Source organism: Streptococcus sp. HMSC072G04, from assembly GCF_001813295.1.
In the GTDB taxonomy this organism is placed as follows: Bacteria; Bacillota; Bacilli; order Lactobacillales; family Streptococcaceae; genus Streptococcus.
Window position 1 is genome coordinate 34,362 of sequence record NZ_KV812034.1, and the last position, 25,216, is coordinate 59,577.

Here is a 25,216-nt window from a genome sequence, read left to right on the forward strand (position 1 = left end):
CTATTTCATTGGCTAGCGCCATTCCCACTCATTACCTTTCCTAATTTCTGTATTATAGGCAACTTCTGCTTTTAGACTGCCTTTTTCACTTTTAACCACACCTTTTAGGTGACCATCATTGACAAGCGCTACAATATTTTCATCCATTGAGGGGTTGATTGTTAATTTAGCTTTTGGAGGTAAGCTTTTGTAATTCGTTATGTCAAGAAATTTACCATCTACATCAATTTCAATCACTTCCTCATCAAAACCATTAAAATCTAACCGTAGATCTCCTAAAAGACCGTAGCTTGCATACCCATGCTTACCAACCTTCCGCCCTAAATAAGCCTTATTCCCATGATTGTCATAAATTACGGGAACGATATTAGCATCGAACATAGTCTGCCCATCCCCACCTTGCACAAAAATTGGCGAAAACTCAATTTTACTAACACCAGAGTAATGCTCTTTAATGTAAGTTGCCAGTTGTTCTTCCAACAAACGAAATCCTCGTTTGTATAGTTTCACTCCTTTGTCGTCTAACACAGTACTCACGTTGTATGGATCTTTCTGCTCTTGCATCTTTTTGTTAAGATACAACATACTTGCAGCAAACAAAATAGCAAGAACTAAGGCAAGCCTAAAGAACTTCTTCTTCATTCTGCTCCTCCTTTTTGAAGTTCTGTATTATAAACAATTTCAGCATTTGGACTTCCTTTTTTATCCTTCACGACTCCTCTCAAATGACCATTGTCAACCAACAAGGAGATGTTTTCATCTGTACTTCTTGCCTCTGTGAGTATAGCTTTCTTAGGTAAATGCTCCTCATTTGAAACGTCTACAGATTTGTCATTTGAGTCCAGTAACTCAATGACTTCATTGCCACCTCCATCAAAATCAAGAACAATGTCTGAAATCAATCCATAACTTAATGGAATAAATTTCTTTATTTTATCTCCCAGAGTAGCTTTATTTCCATACTTGTCATAGATCGTCGGACGCACATAGGCATTTGAGAATGTTGACCCTTCTTCGGTAACGTAGATTGGGGAGAACTCAATCTTTTCGATCCCAGTATAGTGGTCTTTGATATAGGTTCCAATTTGCTCTTCAAGAAGTCGAAAGCCTCGCTTGTATAATCTAGTTGTTTTAGGTCCAAGATTCGGCTTAGTAATCTTATTATGGAAAAAGTAACTACCGGACAGGATTAAAAGGAAAATAGAAATGATCTTTACCCATTTTCTTCTCATCAGTCGCTCCTCCTTCTATCTACTACTATAGTATAGCATATTTGGTTAACTTTCCATCACTATTCCTAACGATAGCGAGTATATAGATTTGAAAGGTGATAAAATGTAAATAATAAAAAAGCATTTCAGATAGGTTCCACGAAATGCTTTTAAACTTGAATGTTTGAATATACTTAGAAGACTAGTTCTCTTCATTTTTCTCAGTCTTTTCAATCCAATATTGGTCCACTTTGGGGATCAAATGATCAAAACGTCCTGAAAAAACCTTCCATCCGTTTGGCACATATCTTTCGTATTTTTTCATCCCCAAATGGTTTGAATAAAATTCTTCTTTATCAAAATCGATGAAAAGATCCGGAAGCAAGGCTTTTCCTTCCAGAATAATCTCTGAATTCAAGTCCTCCCCTTCCATTGAGCGTTTGATCATTGCGATCAATTCTTCATCAGTCACCTTCAGCCAGTCATCTTTATACATTTCTAAATAAGTCTCAAGATTACTTTTTGTAACCACATGAAGATTCTGTTGAATCTCAGGTAAATAGGAAAAATCAAGATCCCAACCCGCTTCCTTGTAGGATTGAATGTATTTATCGATATCCATTGTCCACATATCATTGGAACAAACGTACCAGTTAAAGCGATGGTTCGCAATAACTCCAACAATATTTATTTCTGGATTGTTTATTAATTGATCTTTATCCACTAGTACTTATCCTATATCTATTCTTCAACTGTAATTAATCTTCACCGTATACATCGGTGCCGCAAGCTAACCAAAATTTTTCTTTTTCTGGAATCTTATCCCAAAATGATTTATATTGGGCCTTTCCATGGTTCTGAAACATATTCTTCAAATGATATGTATTCTGCGTACTTCGAGTACAGTTCCATCTCATCCATATCAATAAATAGGGAAGGTTTAAAATCATAAACCGCGTTCAATCTATCTTCCTGATACGATTTAGCAAATTCTTCTCCTAGCTCATTTCGATCACATTTGTATGCGTCCATATCTTCTATGAAATATGTCAATGTTTCATGGGTCAGTTTCGAAGAACGTTTTCTCTCATCATACAGAGTATCAAGCGAATAGCGTGCCACCTCATAATCAATATACCAGAATTCTAAATCCGAAACATACCAAGTATATTTATTTTCATGTTTAAAAAGAACAACAATATTTTCACCGTACTTAGGTTCGATCATAATTTATTTTCTCTCTTTTTTAAATTTAATGACTCATGCATCACGAGACTTATTTTATTGTTCCACCTTCCGCAACCAAGTCATATGGGAAATATGAAAGTCCTTTTAATTCCTTGTAGTCCAATCCCTTAAGCTTGCAGAGAGCCCCCGACTCAAAGGACCAGTAGCCATAATAATTATCAATGTTGCGCTTATGCAAATCATACCAGCCTTCATCTCTACATCCCTGATACCATTTTTTAGTCAAGTATTCTTTCAAGAGAGATACGGCCTTTTCAGAATTTTCTTCCTCTATAATCTTTCGGGTAAAGCAATAAGGTCTTGGGAAATTATAGTTTATCTGAATTGTCCACTCTGGAAGACGAGACTGAATGAGGTAATCGATCAAATAATCCTCCGGATCATCCTTTTTGACTAAGTCTACTAACTTTTCAAAAGTCGTCTCATCAATCTCTAACAAAATACCAATGGAAAGGGCCCATAGCATTTCATCATATCCTGAATTACTATGCCAAACAGGGACAAGGTTATCAACAAATGTAAGGTACTCTTCTTTGAATTTTTCAATAGGATAACCTGCAGTGTAGGTGGCTATCATATTTTTTTCCTGATAATAAGAGATATCACTTTGAGTTAGTCTAATAACTTCCTCAATTGGACGTTTATAAGGATTAATTCCTTGCTTTAGTTGGTCTAACTCTTGTAACCATTCCTTAATCATCATTTCATTAAATTTAATGAGTTCATTAATTTTTTCTTCAATAGAAATTGTATCTCTTTTCATCGTACACCCTTTACCTTATACTACAAGAATCATAAATATTGTAGGCCTATTCTATACCGGTAATTCTATCTTCAAACTCACATACGTATTCTGCATCTGATTTCATTTTTTCTTCCTTCTGTCTACTGGCAAATCCTTTCTGCGACGTAGAATGGTTACTTCGCTAATAGGGATTTTTCCTGATGCATACGTGATAAGACCGTACTTATCATCCATCAATTCCGCACCATCAGCTATATTGTTTTCATTTAAAAATTCTTTATCAGAAACCAATATTCGCACATAAGAATCGGGTGCTGTAAAATCATCATCTCCACGCTTGTGACCAGCCATTGCAAATTCCTGACCTTTATATAGGACACGATCATAAACCGAATACCTCTGACTAACCTCACTATAAGGCACAAGCTTCCCGTATACGCCTTCTCCGGCATCATCTACATAGGAACTATAGGGAACGTAGCCTTCTTTCAACATTGCCGGATCTTTTGAAAGAAGAATATAATCATTTATATAATTCACAAAATTAGAGTATACTTTGTTTTGGTAAACTAGAAATTCTTTACGCATACTAACCCTCCATAAACTGGCATATTAACTACCTTTATCTTCTATTCATCTTGTTTTCTTATTTCGCTTGAAATTTCAAATTCGATCATCCGATCATGATCACTCACGATAACACCGTTGAAAAATAGAACCAGATAAAGCACAATCGGTACAATTAAGAATAGCCTCAATTGGACAAAATAAGCAAATAAAAACATTGGAAGAATGAAAACAAGAAATAACATTCCATAACCCAAGCCTTTTCGAAAAATTCGTTTCTTCATTACCAAAAATCCACTCCTTCTTTCGTTAGATTTAATGGATTCAGTGTTTTAACTCTGCCAATATACTTTAAATCCGCCTTTTTTCCTTTAAGAAAGGCTTTTAATTTCATTTTCCTAAGCACAGCAACAAACATAAATGAGAAGGGCACCGCAAGAGCCAAAGATAGTAAATGTACCGTGCCTTGAAAATAGTTTGTCGCTTTAATGGTAGGGCCTAGCCAGAATTGATAAGGAGTAAGTAAACGAATGAGTGCAGCTATCACAATAGTTGCTCCAAGGTATGATAGACCCATCCTACTTCTCACGTCTTGGCTATGTGTATGTTTACTAAATAAATAGTTTGTTTGATAAATGGCAAAGGATCTCTTAGTAGACAGACTCCAGTTTCTTTGCACTAAGTACTCTTGATGTTGGTCTGTCACAATCAAATACCATCCTTTTTGAAGCGTCTGCTCATTTAAGGAGATATTGTAGACACGACCTTTAATTTTTTTTTTACGAACCATGAAAACAACCTTTCGATGCTATGAACTTAGATCTAATATTTTTAATATCCATTAATACTTATGTACAATCATTGAATAGCCTATAACAAGGCCCGGTCGATCTGTCATAAACTTTTCACAATTCTTTTGCGCTTATGCACCTTATTTTCCAAACAAATAAAAAGAACAAATAGGAAAATAGAATAGATCAGCAATCCTAAGAATGCTGAGTAGAAAAGGTAAACCACTAAGGATACTACTATCGTAAGGCATGTGAAATAGATAAACAAGGAAGCCAATGTTGCATTTTTCTTGGCTGCTTGCGAGAATTCTAAGTACTCACTATCCGTAAATAAGGCAGGAAAAACGTCTAAGTCTTTGCTATAATAGTCAACTACTAATTTCCCTACGAATAAGGAAATACAGGAGCATAGAATTAAGCAAGAGTATTTGATAGTAGGTATACTAAAAATAGTTAAATCATTCAGCAATCTAACCAAAGGGAGAGATAGTAATGTCAGGCCCACTGTATAGAGTTGATGATTTTTGGAAGGCTTTTTTGAAAAGGAGAAATAAAGTTTTTTATCCTCTAAGTCATAATAAACCCATTTGTTTTTATATAATACTAAACTAACTAGATGTCTATTTTGCTTACTTCTTTTGCTCATATTCTTTGTCATTTGATTGATAAAAGATCCTTACTACTTCATGTGATCCGTATTGATATATTTTTCAAAACGAAACCTTTTTGTAAAAAATCCATTCGTATAAAGTAGATAAAAAGAAAAAATCACATAGTCCATCACTAGTAACAAGAAGATACTAGGAGTTGAAAGATATAAATGCATTGAAATGAAAAACATACCAATAAATAAGATGATAAGTAAAACGATGGTTTTGTTATATTTTTTTACTTGCTTTCGAAATTCCTCATACTCATCTTTTGTCAATTCAACCTTTTCAAACTATATCTTTTTATACAGCCTGTTATTAAAAACAATCGCAGCAATGATTGAAAGAACAAAGGAAACAAGCAAGAGAACAATACTTAGGACCACGTTAGATTCAACACTTTTAAATAGACCCAATCCTAGAACATGGTAACCAATGATAGATGACAAAAATATTTTGGATGTAGATGCCTTATGAGCAACTGACTTTTTCAAGTCGCCAGTAGATAAATCGATATAAAAGGTATCTTCTTTATAATCTCCCAAACTAAGCAGAGATTTATAGGTATACTTCATTCCTTCTCCTTGTTATTTACAGTCCCTTGTATATTACTCAGTCAGGTCCTCACAAATGAACTGTCATTCTATTACCTACTATCATACCGAAATACAGTTTGAAGTTCAAGTTAGTCACTAGCTAGGGAAATTAGATAAGTAAAAAGAGACCACAGGGTCTCTATCTGAATGAATAAGAAAAAATCCACTCACTCGAGGTGAAATGGATTGTTTCTTTATTAACGGTTCAACAAGAAATTGAACAATTTTTCGACAATTTTTACGACCAACCAGCATAAGAATCCGATATAGCTGAAATAGAAAATGAGTGACAAAATCGTAATAATCATGGTTTCCTCCTTCGTCGATTGCAAGTACTTGTCTTATTATACCTTTTTATGCAATCGAACTCAATAGAATTTTGAAAATTGTCTGATTATTCTTTTTCTTCTTTAGCTTTTTTGGCGTCTTGATCGGCTTCTTCACTGCCTTTATTGACAGCTGTCTTAAATTCAGCAAACATTTTGCCGATGGACTGGCCCAACTCTGGTAGGCGTTTTGGTCCAAAAATCAAGAGGGCACCCAGGATGATGATGATCAAACCTGGTGCTCCAATATCACGTAAAATTCCCATTAGTTTCTCCTTTTTCTTGAATAGATGACTTTACTGATGGCGACACTCACTTCAAATAAGAGGATCAAAGGGAGTGTCATGGCCAAGTCACTGATAAAGTCTGCAGGGGTTAGCACGACGGCTAAGACCAGCAGAACAAAGTAAGCGTAACGTCGGTAGGTGATTAAAAACTGTGGTGTCAAGAGCCCAATCGAGGTCAGAAAAGCGACCAAAACTGGTAACTCGAACAAGACCCCTAAAGGCAAGGTGGTGTGCCATAAGAAGGTTAGATAATTTTGTGCCGTCAATTGGGTATCAAACAGCCCTTCTCCTAAGCGCATCAAGACATCTAAAATAGCTGGACTGACAAAGAAATAACCAAATGCAAGCCCCAGTACAAAGCAAATAAAGCTAGCTGGGATGTAGGCAAAGACTGCACGCGCCTCTTTCTCCTTTAATGCCGGCCTTACAAATTGCCAAATCTGGTAGACAATAAAGGGCAAGGTCAGGCTAAAGGCTGTAAGATTGGCCAGCGATACATAGATCCAGAGGATATCATTCGGTCCCAGTACCAGTAGCTTTTGATGCAAGCTAGCTGTCAAGGCTTGGTAGAGCTCTCCTCCAAATACAAAGGCTACGATGAAGACGATAATATAACACAAGACCACTGCGATCAATCGTTTTCGAAATTCGACCAAGTGCTCAACAATGGTCATTTCATCTGCTCTACTCTTTGCCATGCTGTCTCACCGTGATAAGGGCGATCAAGGCCACAAACATTAACTGAGGAAGAAGAACTTCCCAGCTTGGATAGATCCCCGCCCAATCGATGGTTGGAAGTCCATTGACCAAATGGCTAGGTAGGATATTGGTCAACTGAAGGGCGTGGATGCTGACACCGAGCATCTTGAAGGCCAAAGCGTAAATCAACCACGTCAGAATGAAAAAGATTCGATGAGGTTGGATAGCTTGACTAGCCTTGGTCATGGCCACTGCAATGATGATGAGAACAGCTATAGCAAGCCCGATTCCCAGTAAGAAATTCGCAGTTGTAATCCGCGGAATGATCCCGACATAGAAGAGAATAGTCTCAGCCCCTTCACGAAAGACTGCTAAGAAACTGAGGGCAAACATCGAGACAAAGCTTCCTGTAGCCGTCACTGTCTTCATTTGACGGTCCATAAAGGCATTCCACTGTTTGACAGAGGACTTGCTGTGGAGCCAAATTCCGATAAGGATCATCATGACCACAGCGAAAATCCCAACGCCACCTTCTATGATTTCCCGGTTAGACCCCGAAGTAACGGCTGGAAATGCTACTTGCAAAACAAGAGCAATCGCTGCACTGGCAAGAACACCAGCAATAGCTCCACCGTAGACCCATTTGAGGCCTTTCCTCATCTTAGCAGCCTTAAGGGTCGTCACAAGCGCCATGACGATCAGAAGGGCTTCCACTCCTTCACGCAGAAGAATCAACATGGCATCAAAAGCGTTGTAAGAAGCTGTCGTATCGATCGCAGACAGGTCCCTGATCAAGGCTTGTAATTTCTCTTGATAGGCCTTTTCTTTCCCCTTGACCATAATAACCGGAGATTCGCTCTCTACGCGCGTGTAGAGACTGGGATTGGTCGTGCTGACATCTCCCTCGATGGTTGGCCAGATCGTGATGAACTGCTTCATAGTCGCTGTAGCAGACTTATCGTCGCCGGATTGAAATTGGCTTTGCGCCTTCTCCAAAAGCTTGATTCCATCGTTCAACGTCAAATCTGTACTGGCACTGCTAATGGCTTCTCCTTTTACAAAGGCATCAATCCCATTTTTGAGGTCATCATAAGAGGACTGGATGTTGGTGAAATCGGTAGGCTCTGTTTCAATGCTACTGCGTAAGAGTGAAATGGCCGTCTCGATTTTGCCATAGTAGGCTGTGCTATGATCTCTTACCACTGCTTCGTTTCGCGTCCAGGTATTATTGAGATCGGCATAGGTTTGACGAGTTTTATCCAGATCCTTAGCTGTAATGGCCTCTTGTAGATTCTTAAAGTAAGGTGCGAGGCGACTCACGAGTTTGTCTTTTTCCGCCTCTAAATCGACCGGATTTTGCTCTTTTTCAAAAGCTATCAAGGCTGATGAGATCTTGGTAAGATCGTCTTTGGTTACCTCCCCATTTATAGCCAGGGATTGGCTAACTTTTTTCCCTGCCTTGGAATCATGGTGATCTTTGGATTCAAAATCAGCCTGAATCTCAGCGATTAATTCCTTGGCCTTATCCTGATTCTTATTTTCTACAGCGGTTGTTGCATCTGTGATCTTGATAAAGAGATCGCTATAAGACTCCGCAGCCACTGGATAAGTCCAGAACAAGGCAAAAAGGCCGAACAAGATCAAGAGTTTATTCAAAGAGTGCTTGACCAAGATACCCTCCTTTCTCAACGCCTGCAAAGCAAGCAAAGAGTCCACTTCCGATATGGGTGATGTACTCGTTCATTTTATCCACCGCACCCAAGTTGGTTTGGATTTTGACAAAGCTGTTCGGATCCTTTTGAAAGGCGATAAAGATCAAGCCAGCATCAAATTGCCCGGTTTGTTCATTGATGCCATCCGAATAGGAATAAGACCGCCGTAAAATCGGTCGATCCACTTCTTTGGCCAAACGAACATGTGAATCTACAGGTAGTTTAGATAAATCTACCTCATCAAATTCGTTGGTTTTACCAAAGGGAGCACCGGACTCCTTGTAGCGACCAAAAGTGTTTTCCTGCTCCTGCAAATTGGTTCGGTCCCAAGTTTCCAAGTGCATTTGCACTAGCCGAAGAGCCATATAGGAACCACCCTTCATCCAATCCTTGCTGTCAGTCCAGACGACCTTATCAAAGTCCTTCTCCGTCGTGACATTTGCTGTTCCATCCTTGAAGCCAAAGAGGTTGCGGGGCGTTTCTTTTCGGTCACCAATAGCTGCAAATCCTGATTTGCTCCACTTCATGGTAATGGTATTGCGACCCTTACGAATCAGATTTCGCACCGCATGAAAGGCTACTTGCTCATCATCTGCACAGGCCTGAATGACGATATCACCACCAGTGTATTTGTCCTGCAACTGCTCCTTTGGAAATGGGGGCAAATCACGAAAGAGCTTGGGACGTTTGGACTCCAAGCCCAGCTTCTTTAGAAAGGAAGCAGAAACCCCAAAAGTCAGGCTCAAGCGATAGGGGTTAAGTCCTACTGTTTCACCAGTATCCGTTGGTGGCAAGAGGGCATTGGAACCATCTATTTTGACCAACTCTCCTTCGACTAATTTACTACTATAATCAGTCCAGTCTTTAAAGAGCTGGATGACTTCTTTTTTGTCCGTCGTGTGAAGATCTAACACCACCAAGTAACAAGCCTTCTGCATGGGCGTCGTAATCCCTGCTTGATGCTTACCATAAAAGGAGATATCTTCATCCCCATCATAAGCTTTCTTGCTGGAACTGTCTTGATTAGCGAAAAAAGCAGATGCACCAGAGAGACCCAGCGCTAGACCAGCCCCTCCAATACCTGCTTTTTTAAGAAATTCACGACGGTCCATTTTTTTATCTAAAAATTTTTCGTCAGCCATTTTTCTTATTTCCCATCTAAAATCACACCCATTTGAGATAATGGTTCACCAAGTTTGGTCACAGCTTCTGCCAATTCCTTGGTATCTTCCTTGGATAAATCTGTGTAAGACTTATAGTTTGAATCATCTGTCATGTGTTTGTCCAATAAAGCATTGACATTTTTGAATTCTGCTTCCAAGGTTTTAACCAATTTAGCATCTTTTTTCTCAATCAAGGGTTTAAAGAGAGAGAAGATCTTCTCAGCCCCTTCAATATTGGCACGGAAGTCGTAAAGATCTGTATGAGAGAAGACTTCTTCTTCACCCGTAATCTTTTGCGTTGCCACTTCATTGAGCAAATCGACAGCTCCGGTCAACATGATATCCGGTGTTACTTCTACTGTAGCAATTTTAGCTTTCAACTCCTTGATATCGTTCACCAGTTGGTCAGCGTATTTGTCTGTTCCATCTGTAGTATTGTTTTCCCAAAGGATACGCTCAATCCGGTGGAAACCTGACCAGCCATCTTCTGATTTATTTTCATCCACATAATCCACCAAGCGGTAATCGATTTTGACATCCGATTCTCCAAAGGTTTCAGCAATCGGTTCGGAACGTTCATAGGCCATACGGATCAAGGGGTATTGCTTTTTAGCTTCTTCCAAATTCCCGTCTTTTAGGGTAGCTCGGAATCCTTCTGTATCCTTGAGCAATTGGTCAATTTGCATTTCAACAAAGTCTTTGTATTCAGCTGTCGCATTGTCCAAGGTCTTCTGGTCAGCCTTTGACAACTGCACCGTTGAGCTGGTTTGCGTCTTTTGACTCGACTGTTTACTAGTAGAATTTGCACACCCTGCTAAAAGAGCAACACTCAATAAGAGTAGACTATATTTTTTCATGAAAGACTTCTCCTCATTTGTTCTTGCCCTTATTTTACCAGATATTTTCTCATTTTTCAATAATTGTCTGAAATTTTAATAATAGAAAAACTTTTCTGAGAATCTGTCTTTTACAAAAGAATATCTTTGACCCGTCCGATTTCGGATTCTTTAACCACCACAAAGATGCTATCACCTAGATACAAGCGGGTCGCACCATTGACCGTATAGCTCTTACCGCTTCGCATTTGCGTGGTAATTAAGATATCTTGAGGGAGGTGCAGTTCATGGACTTGCTTACCTGCTATCTTTTCGGATACAGGGATCTCGATCAGGGTCAACTCTCCTTCTTCTTGCGCCTTATCCGGTAACAATTGCTCCAGCATGGCTTCATAGACTGGCGCTCCATGGAAGAGATCCATGATCATATAAGCTAGCAAGGTCACCATGCCTAGGGGCATTAAACTACGAATATCCCCGACCATCTCTGTCACCAAGATCATCGCTGTTAAAGGCGCTTTTGAAATAGCCCCAAAATAGCCACTCATACCTAAAATGATGAAAAGAGGCAGCTGGTTTTGAGAGATAAAGCCAATGTTTTGGAGAAAGGTTCCAACAAAGGCCCCTAAGAGAGATCCTAATGCTAGTATAGGAAGGAAGATGCCACCTGGTAAGCCACTACCATAGCTCAACATACTCCAGATGAAACGGATCACAAAATAGAGAAGTATGGTCAGCACTGGATACGGTACTCGAGCTAAATCCAAGACCAATTGATTCCCACCACCAAGAATTTGGGGAAGAAAATAGCCGATTGGAAGAATCAAGACAAAGGCAAATAAAGAAGAATAATGAGAAGGAACATGGAAAATCTTCTCTAGCAAACGATACAGTCGACCGATATTGAGGACCACTATTTCATAGACATACCCTGCTGCCCCTAAAAAGACTCCAAGAAAAAGATAAATCCAGTACTGAGACAGATGGAGCGGTGGAATATTTTGTGGCATATGAAGCACTGGTGTTTGACCAAAGACATTGAGTGAAATAAAATTAGCAGTCAAACTAGCAGCCAAGGTCGAAATCCAAAAGAAACGTGAAAAATGATGGTAGACCTCTTCAACCACAAATAAGAGCCCCGCTATAGGTGCATTAAAGGCAGCCGCAAGACCAGCAGCAGCCCCACTTGCAATCAAAGACCGCTCCTCAACCGGACTGACCTTCAAATGATGGGCCACTCCTTTTCCACCCATTGCACCTAATTGAATACTAGGACCTTCACGACCAAGCATCAAGCCACTTCCGATGGCCAAGACACCTAGAATATACTTCTTCCACAGGGTATCCCACCATCTCACCGCCAAGAGGCCCTTAAGCTCCGCTTCGACTTGCGGAATTCCTGATCCCTTGATATCCCGATTTGTGCGAATGAGGCGACCAGCAATCAGTACGATCCCCCCGTAACCCAATAGCATCGCCAGCAAATAAAGTGGTTGACCAGACATCTCCTTGTAAAAGCCTTGAACAAAATGAAAAATATGTTCGATCAAAAAACGAAAACTCGAGACGATGCAGCCCACAACGATCCCAACCAGAACACCTCTGACAATATGGGCCACAATTGAACTAGAGGCAAATTGAAATTCATTTTTAAAGGCTTCTTCTTTAGCAGACATTCCCTAACTCCTTCAAACTCTTATCCTATTCATTATACCTTATTTCACTGCCTCTGAATACATGGAAAGACAGAAAAAAACAAAACTACCCTTGTTAGTTTTGTTTAGAATGTAGACAAACCATTTTATCAAGTAAAATAAGTTAAGAAATTCTACAAAGAAATATAAATATGTTCTATTTATTATGGAACGAATAAAGAAAAGTCAAAACTTTCCGCTGTGAGAAAAGTGCCTGAAACAATAGAGTTTCAGGCACTCGGAATTATTGAGACCTTAGGCTCAATAATTAGTCATGGAACTTCTACGAAGGTCGCTGACGTCCGTACTCACCTAAGGAAAGTTTTTAATAGAACTTTAGCTATTATTCAGCAGTTAAAGCTGCCATTGTGATGTAGTTGTATGGTTTGTTGAAGTGTGGCAAGAAGAACAAGTCTGTCAAGGCCAATTTATCAATCGTCACGTGTTCTTGAATCGCAAGTGAGAACATGTGGATAGCCATTGAGATGGCGCTATCACGTGATACCATTTGAGCTCCAAGGATTTGACGAGTATCTTTATCATAGACGATCTTGATACCAACTTCATAGTTATCGTGTTTGATAAATTCAGGTTTTTGAAGGTCGTTAAAGCCAGTTTCAGTGGCATTGAAGCCTGCAGCTTTCGCTTTTTCAAGCGTCAAACCAGTTGAAACCATGTGAAGGCCGTAGATAGAGATACCGTTAGAACCTTGAACACCGATTCCTTCTAATTCATGACCAGTCGCATTGTAGGCACCGACAATACCTGAACGAACCGCATTAGACGCAAGAGCGATGTAGCTCATTTCGTTACGAGCGTTATCGAAGATAGTCGCACAGTCACCAACTGCGTAGACACCTGGAAGTGACGTTTCTTGTTTCTTATCAACAAGGAAAGCACCATTGCGGAAGAGTTCGATCTTACCATCAGCAAGAGCTGTATTAGGACGGAAACCAACAGCTAAGATAACCATATCTACATCGAAGGTTTCTTTATCGGTTACAAGGCGTTCCACCTTACCATCTCCTTCAACCGCTTGAACTGTTTGTCCAAGTGCCAAACGGATGTTGTGGTCTTCCAAGTTTTTCGCCATGATGTCAGTGAAGTCTTTGTCGTAGTAGCCATTCAAGACAGTGTCCACGATATCAACCAAGACAACATCTTTACCAAGACGTTCGAAAGCTTCAGCAAGTTCAACACCAATGTAACCACCACCAACTACGGCGATACGATTCAAGTGTTTGCTGTTGTCCTTCAATTTTTCGATCACTTCTTCAGCGTTTTGGTACAATTTAACAAATTGAAGATTTTCAAGAGTTGCTTTGAATTCGCGGTTACCAGGTACGATTTCAACACCTTTAATTGGAGGAATGATTGGTGTTGATCCAGTCGCAAAGATCAATTTTTCGTAAGATTCTTTGTGTTCTTTTCCATCAACTTCTGCAGTCACCACTTTGTTGTCATAGTCAATTGAAAGAACAGGAGAGTTCATGTAGACTTTTGCACCTTTTGCTTCCAATTTTTCTTTGTCAGAGTAGAAAAGACCTTCAGGACCATCGATTTGCTCACCGATCCAAAGCGCCATCCCACATCCAAGGAATGAAATGTTTGAGTTTTGGTCAAAAACCACAATTTCATTTTCATTTCCGAAATTATCTAACATAGTGTTGATACAAGCTGTTCCGGCATGGTTAGCCCCTACAACAACGATTTTACTCATAGAATAAATCCTACCTTTAATTTAATTTACTTCTTGAGTATATCATAAAAATGATATCGGTTACAATTATTTTGCTCAGAATTTGTGATCTTTTTTTCAATTTTCCAGAAAATCACACTTCACATGTTTCAAAAAATGTCAAACAATATGCTCGAAAGGATTGTGAAAACGATATCTTTTTGATATACTGTAAGTGAGTGAAAATAGGAAAGGATAGATTTTTAGTGGACCTAAGTAGTCGATCCGAACGTTTGATGGGTACGACCATCACTGTTTCGATCTGTCACCCACAAGCGAATGAACTCTTAGCCCGCTGCTTTGAACTTCTTCGCTCCTACGAACATCGCTTCAGTGCTAATGATGCAAGTTCTGAACTCATGGAGGTCAATCACCAAGCTGGTATTGCTCCTGTCCAAGTTCATCCAGATCTTTTTGAACTGATTGCATTAGGTACCTTGCATAGTCAAGCTCAAGACAGCCATTTAAACATCGCCATTGGTCCTCTTGTACAAACCTGGCGAATTGGATTTTCAGATGCTAGACGTCCCCAGCAAGGGGAAATTGATCAAGCTCTGGCCAAGATCGATCCTCACCAAATCCAGCTCGACCCAGAAAACCATACGGTCTTTCTGACACGTCCTGGAATGAAGATTGATTTGGGAGCCTTGGCTAAGGGCTATAGTGCGGACTGTATTGCAACCTTTTTAAAGAGTCAGGGAGTAACAGATGCCTTGATCGATCTTGGAGGAAATATCCTCACTGTCGGTCAACACCCTATCAAACAACAGCCTTGGCGGATTGGCATTCAAAATCCAGTCGAAAAAAGGGGGCAGCACCTACTGGTCCTCTCTGTCAAGGATAAATCTATTGTCACCTCTGGCATCTACGAGCGTCATTTAGAAGTTGACGGCCAGTCGTTTCACCACATTTTTGATAGCGCGACGGGCTATCCGGTCGAGACAGACTTAGCCAGTATCACCATCATATCTGATCGATCCGTAGACGGGGAGATATGGACTACCCGCTTGTTCGGGGAATCTCCTGCTTCTATCCTCAACACTGTTGAATCACTTCCTGGTATAGATACCTTATTGGTTTCTCAATCAGGCAAGATCGCCTATACAAGTGGGCTTCAATCTTATTTATAATTCTCCTATAAGAAAGGAATTTTCCATGATAAAACTTATTGCGATTGTGGGGACTAACTCCAAACGTTCTACAAACCGTCAACTGCTTCAATACATGCAAAAACATTTTGCTGATAAGGCTGAGATCGAATTGGTCGAAATTAAAGATATCCCTGTCTTTAACAAACCAGCCGACAAACAAGTGCCTGAAGCTGTCTTGGATATTGTTGCAAAAATTGAGGATGCTGATGGAGTCATTATTGGGACTCCAGAATACGACCACTCTATTCCAGCGGTCTTGATGAGTGCACTCGCTTGGCTCTCATACGGAGTCTTCCCATTGTTGAACAAACCGGTCATGATTACTGGGGCATCATACGGTACGTTGGGATCTTCACGCGCCCAACTCCAACTTCGCCAAATCTTAAATGCTCCTGAAATTAAAGCGAATGTCTTGCCAGATGAATTCTTGCTCTCCCATTCATTGCAAGCCTTTGATCAAAATGGAGACTTGGTGGATTTAGATGTCATTCAAAAATTAGATGCCGTCTTCAATGATTTCCGTGTGTTTGTAAAAATCACAGACAAATTGCGCAACGCCCAAGAATTACTTCGCAAAGATGCTGAAGAATTTGACTGGGAAAACTTGTAAGATAGGAGACATACTAGCATGAAATTTGTTGGACTTGTAGGATCGAACTACGATCAATCATATAACCGTAAACTTTTGGAATTCATTCGCCGCCAATTTAAGATCAAATTTGAATTGGAAGTTCTTGAAATCGACGAAGTTCCAATGTTTAATCAAGATGAAAAATGGGACGAAAGTTTCCAATTACGTCTTTTATATAACAAAATCACTCGTGCAGATGGTGTCATCATTGCCACTCCAGAGCACAACCATACGATCTCTGCTGCTCTCAAGTCTGTTCTTGAATGGCTATCTTTCGAGGTGCATCCATTTGAAAACAAACCGGTTATGATCGTCGGTGCTTCTTACTATGATCAAGGGACTTCACGCGCACAGGTTCACCTCCGTAAGATCCTTGATGCTCCAGGTGTCAATGCTTACACTCTTCCAGGGAATGAATTCCTTCTAGGAAAAGCGAAAGAAGCTTTTGACGAAAACGGCAATATCATCAACGAGGGAACCGTCAAATTCCTTGAAACCTGCTTGGATAATTTTATGAAATACGTTGAGGTTGTATCGAAATTGAAAAAACCAAAACCAATTGAACCAGAAGACTTGGATTGTAATCATCCAATCGCTACAACTGTTACTGAAGTCGATCCTGACGATCCAGACTGGGTAGAAAAAGTAGCTGAAATCACCGGTGCCGTTTCTGGCGATACCTATGTCAAACTCGACCACGGTATCCTAACCGTTAACCAAATTGATATGTTCTTGAAGGCTATGCCATTTGAATTGACTTATGCCGATGATAACAACCAATTCCTCTACTACAACAATGCCCATCAAGATCCAGATACCATGTTTGCTAAACGCGTGCCACCTCAATCAGGAAGCCGGATGTCAACCGTTCACGGCTCCCTACCACCAGCACGTATGAAAAACGTGGAATGGGTGATTGGTACCCTTCGTAACGGTAACCAAGACTATGTTCGGACCATTGTTCCAGGATCTCCTGAAGGCGTGATCAACACTCACAACTACCAAGCTATGTACTATGAAGATGGTTCTTACGCTGGTATCAATGAGATTGTCTTCAACTTCAAACCATGGTTGGACTGGTACCTGCAAACAACAGGTCAACGTCTAGTTGGCGGAAGCGGTCCATTTGCTCCTGCTAGTGGACACGGTAGTGCAGATGCAACTTCTGGTGCTTCTGATGCTGGAGGACATGGTGACGGAGGGCACGGAGATGCCGATGCCACTTCTGGCGCAAGCAACTAAGAAACTAGAAAAAAATGAAGCTTCGTGCTTCATTTTTTTATTGTAACTCTTTGATAATCTTCTTAGCATCTTCGTTTGAAATAGCCCCTAATTGGACATGTCCAATTTTCCCATGACTGTCTATAAAGACTTCTGTAGGAATAGAGCGAACCTGATAATCTGCAAATGCAGAACCGTCTGGATTGTACAAGACCGGTACTGACTTGTAATCTTGTTGATCAAACCATTTGACGAATTCTTCTTCTGTTTTTTCACCTTGCATCCCTGGTGCCATAACAGTGAGAATCTCAAAGTCCCGGTCCTTTTCTTCGACCAGTTTATTCAGTTCAGGCATACTTTGCCGGCAAGGGCCACACCAGGTTGCCCAAAATTTCAAATAAACCTTCTTCCCTTTGTAGTCTGAAAGTTTGACCGTATTCCCCTTCATATCCTTTAGTTCAAAGTCACTGGCGTCTTTTCCCACCAAAGGATTCTTATTCGTTGTTGTATTCATTGTTGGCTGATTGTCCATACCACTCTCACTGGATTGATTCATGGAACAAGCTGACAGCAAAGCCAGAGAAAGTACTGAGAAACAAGCGTATTTAATACCTTTCATCATGCGTTAAACCTCCGATATTTTTATGAAAAGATAGATGACAAACTGTTCAATTGTCCCAAGAGTAAGAGAATCCCCATCAGAATAATGATGGCTCCGCCAATTTTCTTCAGCAACAACAAATGGGGTTTGAGACGATTAAAGTAAGGTAGGACCAGACTAGATGCTAAGGCCAACAGTAAAAACGGAAGGGCCATTCCCAAGGTGTAAACTAGGAGATAAACAGCTCCCATAAGAGCATCCTGCCCATCTGATGCTGCTAAAGCAAGAACTGATCCCAATACCGGACCAATACAAGGCGTCCAACCAAAACTAAAGCCAAGACCAAGGAGAAAAGCTGAGAACAATTCATTCTTCTGTTTGTTGGCTCCAAAATCCATTGTTTTTTGCTTCTCAAGGAAATGAAATTTAAAAACTTCCATCTGATGAAGACCAAGGATAATGATCAGGACTCCCATCAGATAACGGAACCAATTGGTGTACATGATCTTTCCAAGCAAGCCCGCTCCAAAACCAATGAGGAGGAAAATAACAGAAATACCAGCAATAAAACAAATGGTTTTTAACAAGCCATGCCAGCGAATTTTTTTCCCGAACAATTGGATAGCCTTTTCCTGATCACTTCCTAGCAAGATTCCAATATAAACCGGCAGCAAAGGAAAGACACAGGGAGAAAAGAAAGACAGAATACCCGCAAGAAAAACTGTCAATGAAAAAATGATTGGATTCATAGTTCACTCCGTATATTGATATGCTACATTCAGTATAGCATTGACTGACAAAAAATAAAAATTTCTGCTACGTTTTTTACTAAAGTTTGGATTTAAATGCTAGTTTCAAAAGAAAAACCCTAAAGCATAAACCTTTAGAGTTTCTAATATAACTTATTCTTCTGCCGTTTGTTTATTTGGTAATACGAGCGATAAAAGAATCCCGATGACTACTGGAACCAACCATGGAAGAGATTGAGCCGCAAATGGAAGCAAAGCAACCCCCTTTTCTACTAGTGAAATTTTAAAGGTACTTGCCAGAACACTTGCAAGAGAGACCAAGCTGGCCAAGAAAATAGTCAGTTGCATTCCTGGTTTTGAAAGAGCCACAAATTTATTCACTATCACAATCAATACAATGGTAATGGTGATTGGGTAAAGAATCATCAAGACTGGCAATGAGAAAGCAATAATGGTATTCAAGCCAAGGTTGGCAATCGCAAAACCAATCATAGTGAAGACACTTGCATAGACCTTGTAAGAAACCTTAGGGAAGGTGCTATGGAAGAATTCACTGGTAGAGACGATTAAACCAGCAGTTGTGGTAAAGCAAGTTACCGTCACCATTCCTGCTAGGAAAATCTGAGCAGTCGGACCAAAGATCGCTTTGGTCGCTTCTGATAATACATACACCCCTTTATTGGTATCAGATGCCATAACAGAAGCCGGAATTGGAAAATGATTCCCCAGATATCCTAAACCGATATACAGCACACTAAAACCAAGCGCTACGACAATCCCAACCAACCAAATGGTCTTGATGTATTCTTTCTTACTTGAAAATCCAAGTTGATTCAGGGTAGTCACTGCGATCACACTAAAGGCAACAGAAGCCAAGGCATCCAAGGTATTGTAGCCCTCTAAAAATCCTTGCCCAAAGGCAGAAGCCTGATAGGCTTTGGTGGCCACCATTGGAGCATGTCCACTGTATTTTAAAGCTCCAAGAACGACCAAAATCAAAATGAGAATCGCAAAGATCGGGGTCAATATACGACCGATCCGATCTAGAATCTTAGATGGATTCAAAGCAATCAGAAAGGCTAACAAAAAGTAGACCAGGGTAAAAATGAAAAGTGCTAAACTGGCATTCATTCCACCTAATAAGGGGGCTATCCCCACTTCGAAAGATACCGTCGCCGTTCTTGGAATGGCAAAGAAAGGACCAATCGAAAGATAAAGAGCAACTAAGTATACAATCACGAAAACAGGTGAAATCTTACGAGAAATCTCATGAATATAGCCTTTGGGATTGAGTGTCCCTATAATCAAGGTCACAATGGCAATTCCCACTCCTGAAAGGACAAACCCAGCAATAGCTGGCCAAAATTGATTACCCGATAAAGCACCAAGAGCCGGTGGGAAAATCAGGTTTCCAGCACCAAAAAAAATACCAAACAGTAATAAACCTGTCAGGGAACCTTTTCGTAACATACGATCTCCTTAAAAAAACGATAATCTTAACTTTATCAAATTCATTTGAAGAATGCAACTTATTTACATGAACAATCCGCTATTTCTATCAGTCATTATGATACAATGGATGTAAGATTTTACGAGGGGCAAAACATGTATCTATATCTATTCTGGTTATTTCTAGCTCTTATTTTTTTATTGTTCTTTATGAGTGATCGCAGAAGACTTTTCAATGCTTATCTCTTTTCGATAAACCTAGGACTTCTTCTACTGATTTCTGCATTTTTACTAGTCGTTCGAACTGAGTTATGGTTCAATCAACAAATTGCAATGATTGTCTTTGTAGTGATTTCCATCCTCGTTTTTCTCAGCATTATTTTCTCATCTATCTTTCTTCTTTTTAACGGCCGTCAAATGATGCTTTTTGAAGGAAAAAGACTGGCCAACCTCCTCTCTCTGCTTTATGGACTGTTTATTATCGGAGCTTTGGCACTACATTTTCTACCCTATTTCCCAGGGAATGACATCCTCATTTATCTGACTGACTTCGCCCTGTTTTACATGACCTTTCTCTACCTCTCTTATGTATCCTATGGGACTTTTTGCAATCTCTTTCCAGTTCGCAAAGAGCCAGACGCCATCATCATCCTTGGCTCAGGTTTGATCGGAGACAAGGTTCCCCCACTCTTGGCCCAGCGTCTTGAAAAGGGAAAGGCCATCTATGAGAAGTTCGAGGGACGACCAAAGCTGATTGTTTCTGGTGGTCAAGGGTCAGATGAGCTGATCGCTGAGGCGGAAGCTATGGCCAGATACTTGATGGAACATGGGGTGCCAGAAGACGCCATTCTCATCGAGAATCGCTCTCGTACTACTTTTGAAAACCTGACCTTTAGCAAGCGTATCCTTGAAGAAGAGGGGCTTGGCAAGAGAGTCCTTGTGGTGACTAATTCTTTTCACGCGCTCCGTGCAGGTGTCTTTATGAGACGATTGAAAATACCTGGTCGAAGTATCGGTTCAAGAACAGCTTTTTACTATCTCCCATCCGCTTGGATTCGAGAAACCGTCGGCTTGGTTTCACTCTATTGGAAATGGCATGTTGCCTTCCTAGCTCTTCTGTTTCTACCTTGGTTCTTTACACAAATCATGAAACTGATTGAGTTCTTCATTCAACATCTAAACTAAAGAGAGTGGGACAGAAATCGGTAATTCGTTAGAATTCGATTTCGTCGTCCCACCTCCGCACAGTTGAGTAGGGCTGTAAAAGCTGATGAAATCAGCGTAGTAGAGCCCACTCAACCACTGCGTCTTGCTCGACAATCCAAAAATAATTGAGAGGCTAGGACTTTTGTCCCAGCCTCCTTCTTGTCTAGTGATCACTAAAGCGTCTATATTTAATGCGGAAATCGAAATAATTTTCTTCCTGCAGTTTACGGAAAATATCGCGATAAGCCTCTTCGTCAAAGTGATCACCCCGATAGAGAATTTCAAAGCTCAGTCCTTCGTATTCTAAAAAGGCATTGGCAGTTTTAAATCCATTTCGCTTATAGAAATCCATCCGAGACTGACGTTGCTCTAGATTGTCACATTCTTCATCTAAACGTTCCACTTCAAGAATCATGGTTCTTTGGTAAAATTCTACCAATTTTTCAATAATTTCTTGACCATAACCGTGGCTACGTAGGTGGGGCATAATGGCAAAGAAGCTAACATAAAAAACTTTCTGATTATAGATAGAAAAAGCAAATCCTACAAATTCTTCTTCGTTATAAAAAGCAAAAAAATTAGCATCGTCATTGTCCGTATAACGCAGGTATTCCGACAAAGGAACTCGCTCTTCTTCTGGAAATGCCTCGATATTCAGCCTCTCGACCTTGTCCAGATCTGGGAACGTTTCCGTGATTAATTGACTGGTTAAGCTCATAAAAGCCTCCTTTTCTGCCCTGATTATACCAAAAAATGTAAGGGCCTTCAACTATCGACGCTTGTCGCTGGTTCCTGAAGTTGGTATAATGGCACTATGAAAAGAATTCAACGTGTGGACCTCATAGATGGTCCTATTTTACCTGCTCTTTTGAGTTTCGCCTTTCCTATTCTTTTGTCCAATATCTTTCAACAACTCTACAATACCTCGGATGTTATGATTGTTGGGCGTTTTTTAGGTCAAAAATCATTGGCTGCCGTTGGAGCAACCTCTGCTATATTTGATTTGATCGTTGGATTTGCTGTCGGTGTTGGCAATGGGATGGGGATTATTATCGCGAGAAATTATGGAGCCAAAAACGAAGATCAATTACGAAAATCAGTTGCCGCAACTGTTATTATTGGTGGCATCCTCAGTCTCTTCATGATCTTCATTGGCGCTGTCGGACTTTATCCCCTGCTCCAGTTTTTAGGGACCCCATCAGCAATTGTGTCTCAGTCTTATCTCTATATCTCCACTATTGTCAATGGTGTGGCTGTGACCTTTGCCTATAATCTTTGCGCTGGACTTCTTAGAGCGGTTGGCGATAGCTTAGCGGCACTCTACTTCCTGATTATTGCTGCCATTCTCAATATTCTTCTCGATCTATATTTTATTACCCAACTCCATCTCGGAGTCCAATCCGCTGGAATTGCGACCATTATTGCCCAGGGTATTTCGGCCCTTCTTTGTCTTCTCTATATTCGTAAGAAGGTCCCTTTTCTGCTCCCGCATCGCAAGGATTTTGTTTGGGAAAAGGAGCTTTATCAGGATCTGCTAAGTCAGGGCCTTGCCATGGGCCTCATGACTTCCATCGTTTCGATTGGAACGGTTATCCTCCAATCCGCTATTAATCAGCTTGGAACAACCATTATCAGTGCACAGGTCGCAGCCCGTCGTATCATGTCCTTTGCCGTTTTACCGATTACAGCTATCGCCTCAAGTATCACAACCTTTATCTCGCAGAATTTTGGCGCAGAGCAATTCCAGCGGATCAAAAAAGGCGTTACCATTGCCAACCTTCTTTCTTGGGTTTGGTCTGTCTTGGTTGCTGCTCTTCTATTCTTCACAAGTCCGTCTTTAACCAGCTTTATTTCCGGCTCGACAAATCCTGATCTCATTGCAAATGCCAGTCTTTATCTCCAGATCAGCTCTTGCTTTTATCCTATTTTGGCGAGTCTCATCATCCTGAGAAATGCCCTACAGGGAATGGGTAAAAAATTAACCCCACTCACATCCAGTTTTATTGAATTGTTTGGAAAAATTTTCTTCGTTCTGTGGATTATTCCTCACACCGGCTACATGGGGGTCATTCTCTGCGAACCCCTTATCTGGATTCCCATGACCCTACAGCTCATCATAATCTATCGAAAAATCAGGTACCAACTCCTTACTGAATAATGATTGATTAACAAGACCAAAACAACTTCTGCTCATTTGAACAGAAGTTGTTTTTAGATATCTAGCTATTAGAACAAACCGATGGCTGTTCCATCAGCAGCCACATCCATATTTAAAGCAGCTGGACGTTTTGGTAAACCAGGCATGGTCATGACATCCCCAGTCAAAGCGACAATAAAGCCTGCTCCCAATTTTGGAACCACTTCACGGATAGTGATTTCAAAGTTTTCAGGAGCTCCCAAGGCATTTGGATTATCAGAGAAGCTATATTGTGTTTTGGCCATACAGATTGGCAACTTATCCCAACCATTTTTCACGATTTGGGCAATTTGTGTCTTAGCTTTCTTCTCAAAATTCACCTTCGTACCGCGATAAATTTCTGTAACAATCTTTTCAATTTTTTCTTCAACAGAAAGGTTATTATCATACAAGCGTGTGTAGTTAGCTGGACTTGTTTCGATGGTTTTAACCAAGGTTTCAGCAAGTTCAACTCCACCGTCAGCACCATTCGCCCATACACTCGCAAGCTCAACTGGCACCTCAATTTCAGCACACAATTCTTTCAAAGCAGCAATTTCTGCTTCTGTATCAGTGATAAATTCATTGATGGCAACCACTGCAGGAATGCCAAACTTACGGATATTTTCAACGTGACGTTTCAAGTTGGCAAAACCAGCACGAACAGCTTCTACATTCTCTTCAGTCAAAGCATCCTTGGTCACTCCACCGTTCATCTTAAGAGCACGGAGAGTCGCTACGATCACAACCGCATCTGGTGAAGTTGGCAAGTTTGGCGTTTTAATATCGAGGAATTTTTCAGCACCGAGGTCAGCCCCAAAACCAGCTTCTGTAATCGTATAGTCGGCTAAATGAAGAGCTGTCGTCGTTGCTAACACAGAGTTACATCCATGGGCGATATTGGCAAATGGACCACCGTGAACAAAGGCAGGTGTACCATAGATGGTTTGAACCAAGTTTGGCTTAATCGCATCTTTGAGGATCAAGGCAAGAGCCCCTTCTACTTCTAAATCACGGACATAAACTGGACTACGATCATAGCGGTAACCAATAACAATGTTGGCCAAACGACGTTTCAAATCTTCAATATCTGTCGCCAAGCAAAGGATGGCCATGATCTCAGAAGCAACGGTAATATCAAATCCGTCTTCACGAGGAATCCCATTGAGCGGTCCACCGAGACCAACCGATACGTGTCGCAAAGCACGGTCATTCAAGTCCACTACCCGTTTCCAGATAATCCGACGTTGGTCTATTCCAAGCTCATTTCCTTGGTGCAAATGATTATCAATCAATGCTGAGAGGGCATTATTAGCCGTTGTGATCGCATGCATATCCCCTGTGAAATGAAGGTTGATGTCTTCCATCGGTAGAACTTGGGCATAGCCACCACCAGCAGCACCACCTTTAATCCCCATAACTGGACCTAAAGAAGGTTCGCGAATGGCAATCATGGTTTTTTTACCGATTTTATTCAAAGCATCTGCTAAACCAATGGTGATGGTTGATTTCCCTTCTCCAGCTGGAGTTGGGTTGATCGCAGTGACTAAGATAAGTTTTCCTACTGGATTTTTCTCAACTTCACGAATCTTATCAAAGCTCAATTTTGCCTTGTATTTTCCATACAATTCAAGATCATCGTCAACCAAACCAATTTTCTTAACAACGTCCACAATCGGTTGGAGTTCAATGCTTTGAGCAATTTCGATATCTGTTTTCATAAGGGACTCCTTTATATTTGATAGATCTATTATACCTAAAATTCGCGA

The 25,216-nt window shown here is 40.5% G+C and carries 26 protein-coding genes; 5 read left to right on the forward strand and 21 right to left on the reverse strand.

Annotation, left to right across the window (positions count from 1 at the left end; all coding sequences use genetic code 11):
• Window positions 1–12 precede the first annotated feature (12 nt).
• The 16 genes from HMPREF2904_RS06925 to nox all read right to left on the reverse strand — a co-directional run bounded on the left by HMPREF2904_RS06925 (window position 13) and on the right by nox (window position 14,245).
• On the reverse strand, window positions 13–585 hold the full coding sequence (locus HMPREF2904_RS06925; protein WP_176744615.1) for a hypothetical protein: 573 nt from the start codon (window positions 583–585) through the stop codon (window positions 13–15).
• Between the two features lie 53 nt (window positions 586–638).
• The gene (locus HMPREF2904_RS06930) at window positions 639–1,232 is read right to left on the reverse strand and encodes a hypothetical protein (protein WP_070661318.1); all 594 of its coding nucleotides are present in this window, start codon (window positions 1,230–1,232) and stop codon (window positions 639–641) included.
• A gap of 181 nt (window positions 1,233–1,413) precedes the next feature.
• Window positions 1,414–1,935, reverse strand: coding sequence for a hypothetical protein (locus HMPREF2904_RS06935; protein ID WP_141751205.1), 522 nt, complete (start codon window positions 1,933–1,935; stop codon window positions 1,414–1,416).
• 110 nt (window positions 1,936–2,045) lie between these two features.
• Complete coding sequence (locus HMPREF2904_RS06940) at window positions 2,046–2,438, reverse strand: hypothetical protein (protein ID WP_256263255.1); 393 nt, start codon at window positions 2,436–2,438, stop codon at window positions 2,046–2,048.
• A gap of 49 nt (window positions 2,439–2,487) precedes the next feature.
• The gene (locus HMPREF2904_RS06945) at window positions 2,488–3,222 is read right to left on the reverse strand and encodes a PoNe immunity protein domain-containing protein (RefSeq protein ID WP_070661324.1); all 735 of its coding nucleotides are present in this window, start codon (window positions 3,220–3,222) and stop codon (window positions 2,488–2,490) included.
• A 102-nt stretch (window positions 3,223–3,324) separates the two neighbouring features.
• Complete coding sequence (locus tag HMPREF2904_RS06950; RefSeq protein WP_070661327.1) at window positions 3,325–3,792, reverse strand: hypothetical protein; 468 nt, start codon at window positions 3,790–3,792, stop codon at window positions 3,325–3,327.
• 41 nt (window positions 3,793–3,833) lie between these two features.
• Window positions 3,834–4,055 carry a hypothetical protein gene (locus HMPREF2904_RS06955; protein WP_070661330.1) on the reverse strand — a complete coding sequence of 74 codons (222 nt, stop codon included), beginning with the start codon at window positions 4,053–4,055 and terminating at the stop codon, window positions 3,834–3,836.
• Entirely contained in the window at window positions 4,055–4,561 is a 507-nt protein-coding gene (locus HMPREF2904_RS06960; RefSeq protein ID WP_070661336.1) for a hypothetical protein, read from the reverse strand. Before HMPREF2904_RS06960 ends, HMPREF2904_RS06955 begins: the two co-directional genes overlap by 1 nt.
• A gap of 944 nt (window positions 4,562–5,505) precedes the next feature.
• Entirely contained in the window at window positions 5,506–5,787 is a 282-nt protein-coding gene (locus tag HMPREF2904_RS11945; protein ID WP_256263256.1) for a hypothetical protein, read from the reverse strand.
• Between the two features lie 415 nt (window positions 5,788–6,202).
• Window positions 6,203–6,400, reverse strand: a complete 198-nt coding sequence (locus HMPREF2904_RS06975) for a twin-arginine translocase TatA/TatE family subunit (RefSeq protein WP_070661342.1) — start codon at window positions 6,398–6,400, stop codon at window positions 6,203–6,205.
• The gene (tatC, locus tag HMPREF2904_RS06980) at window positions 6,400–7,119 is read right to left on the reverse strand and encodes a twin-arginine translocase subunit TatC (protein ID WP_070661345.1); all 720 of its coding nucleotides are present in this window, start codon (window positions 7,117–7,119) and stop codon (window positions 6,400–6,402) included. The genes HMPREF2904_RS06975 and tatC overlap by 1 nt, the downstream gene beginning before the upstream one ends.
• Window positions 7,106–8,791: an FTR1 family iron permease gene (locus HMPREF2904_RS06985; protein ID WP_070661348.1), complete on the reverse strand. Its 1,686-nt coding sequence runs from the start codon at window positions 8,789–8,791 to the stop codon at window positions 7,106–7,108. Before HMPREF2904_RS06985 ends, tatC begins: the two co-directional genes overlap by 14 nt.
• Window positions 8,769–9,974: an iron uptake transporter deferrochelatase/peroxidase subunit gene (gene efeB / locus HMPREF2904_RS06990; RefSeq protein WP_070661351.1), complete on the reverse strand. Its 1,206-nt coding sequence runs from the start codon at window positions 9,972–9,974 to the stop codon at window positions 8,769–8,771. Before efeB ends, HMPREF2904_RS06985 begins: the two co-directional genes overlap by 23 nt.
• A 5-nt stretch (window positions 9,975–9,979) precedes the next feature.
• Window positions 9,980–10,852 (reverse strand): iron uptake system protein EfeO, encoded by an 873-nt coding sequence (gene efeO / locus HMPREF2904_RS06995; protein WP_070661354.1) that lies wholly within the window; start codon window positions 10,850–10,852, stop codon window positions 9,980–9,982.
• A 110-nt stretch (window positions 10,853–10,962) separates the two neighbouring features.
• Complete coding sequence (locus HMPREF2904_RS07000; RefSeq protein ID WP_070661358.1) at window positions 10,963–12,507, reverse strand: ClC family H(+)/Cl(-) exchange transporter; 1,545 nt, start codon at window positions 12,505–12,507, stop codon at window positions 10,963–10,965.
• Window positions 12,508–12,868: 361 nt separating this feature from the next.
• Window positions 12,869–14,245 carry a H2O-forming NADH oxidase gene (gene nox / locus HMPREF2904_RS07005; RefSeq protein WP_003001563.1) on the reverse strand — a complete coding sequence of 459 codons (1,377 nt, stop codon included), beginning with the start codon at window positions 14,243–14,245 and terminating at the stop codon, window positions 12,869–12,871.
• Window positions 14,246–14,469: 224 nt separating this feature from the next.
• Between nox and HMPREF2904_RS07010 the strand changes: the two genes are divergently transcribed.
• The 3 genes from HMPREF2904_RS07010 to HMPREF2904_RS07020 are packed head-to-tail and all read left to right on the forward strand — an operon-like array spanning window position 14,470 to window position 17,287.
• Window positions 14,470–15,393 (forward strand): FAD:protein FMN transferase, encoded by a 924-nt coding sequence (locus HMPREF2904_RS07010; protein ID WP_305366825.1) that lies wholly within the window; start codon window positions 14,470–14,472, stop codon window positions 15,391–15,393.
• Window positions 15,394–15,418: 25 nt separating this feature from the next.
• Window positions 15,419–16,024, forward strand: a complete 606-nt coding sequence (locus HMPREF2904_RS07015; RefSeq protein WP_070661360.1) for an NADPH-dependent FMN reductase — start codon at window positions 15,419–15,421, stop codon at window positions 16,022–16,024.
• Between the two features lie 18 nt (window positions 16,025–16,042).
• Complete coding sequence (locus tag HMPREF2904_RS07020; protein ID WP_070661363.1) at window positions 16,043–17,287, forward strand: NAD(P)H-dependent oxidoreductase; 1,245 nt, start codon at window positions 16,043–16,045, stop codon at window positions 17,285–17,287.
• Window positions 17,288–17,324: 37 nt separating this feature from the next.
• Here HMPREF2904_RS07020 and HMPREF2904_RS07025 read toward each other — a convergent pair whose 3' ends face one another.
• The 3 genes from HMPREF2904_RS07025 to brnQ all read right to left on the reverse strand — a co-directional run bounded on the left by HMPREF2904_RS07025 (window position 17,325) and on the right by brnQ (window position 20,086).
• Window positions 17,325–17,888: a TlpA family protein disulfide reductase gene (locus HMPREF2904_RS07025; RefSeq protein WP_141751206.1), complete on the reverse strand. Its 564-nt coding sequence runs from the start codon at window positions 17,886–17,888 to the stop codon at window positions 17,325–17,327.
• 20 nt (window positions 17,889–17,908) lie between these two features.
• Window positions 17,909–18,616 (reverse strand): thiol-disulfide oxidoreductase-associated membrane protein CcdA2, encoded by a 708-nt coding sequence (ccdA2, locus tag HMPREF2904_RS07030; RefSeq protein ID WP_070661366.1) that lies wholly within the window; start codon window positions 18,614–18,616, stop codon window positions 17,909–17,911.
• A 153-nt stretch (window positions 18,617–18,769) separates the two neighbouring features.
• Window positions 18,770–20,086, reverse strand: coding sequence for a branched-chain amino acid transport system II carrier protein (gene brnQ, locus HMPREF2904_RS07035; RefSeq protein WP_070661368.1), 1,317 nt, complete (start codon window positions 20,084–20,086; stop codon window positions 18,770–18,772).
• Window positions 20,087–20,221: 135 nt separating this feature from the next.
• On the opposite strand from brnQ, the gene HMPREF2904_RS07040 reads away from it, so the two are divergent.
• Window positions 20,222–21,250, forward strand: coding sequence for a YdcF family protein (locus tag HMPREF2904_RS07040; protein ID WP_070661371.1), 1,029 nt, complete (start codon window positions 20,222–20,224; stop codon window positions 21,248–21,250).
• Between the two features lie 184 nt (window positions 21,251–21,434).
• Here the strand turns inward: HMPREF2904_RS07040 and HMPREF2904_RS07045 are convergent, their stop codons facing one another.
• A complete protein-coding gene (locus HMPREF2904_RS07045) occupies window positions 21,435–21,989 on the reverse strand; it encodes a GNAT family N-acetyltransferase (protein ID WP_003011957.1) in 555 nt (184 codons plus the stop codon).
• A gap of 96 nt (window positions 21,990–22,085) precedes the next feature.
• Here HMPREF2904_RS07045 and HMPREF2904_RS07050 point away from each other — a divergent pair, with 96 nt between their 5' ends.
• A complete protein-coding gene (locus HMPREF2904_RS07050) occupies window positions 22,086–23,429 on the forward strand; it encodes an MATE family efflux transporter (protein WP_070661374.1) in 1,344 nt (447 codons plus the stop codon).
• Between the two features lie 68 nt (window positions 23,430–23,497).
• Here HMPREF2904_RS07050 and HMPREF2904_RS07055 read toward each other — a convergent pair whose 3' ends face one another.
• Window positions 23,498–25,168 (reverse strand): formate--tetrahydrofolate ligase, encoded by a 1,671-nt coding sequence (locus HMPREF2904_RS07055; RefSeq protein ID WP_070661377.1) that lies wholly within the window; start codon window positions 25,166–25,168, stop codon window positions 23,498–23,500.
• Between the last annotated feature and the right edge of the window lie 48 nt (window positions 25,169–25,216).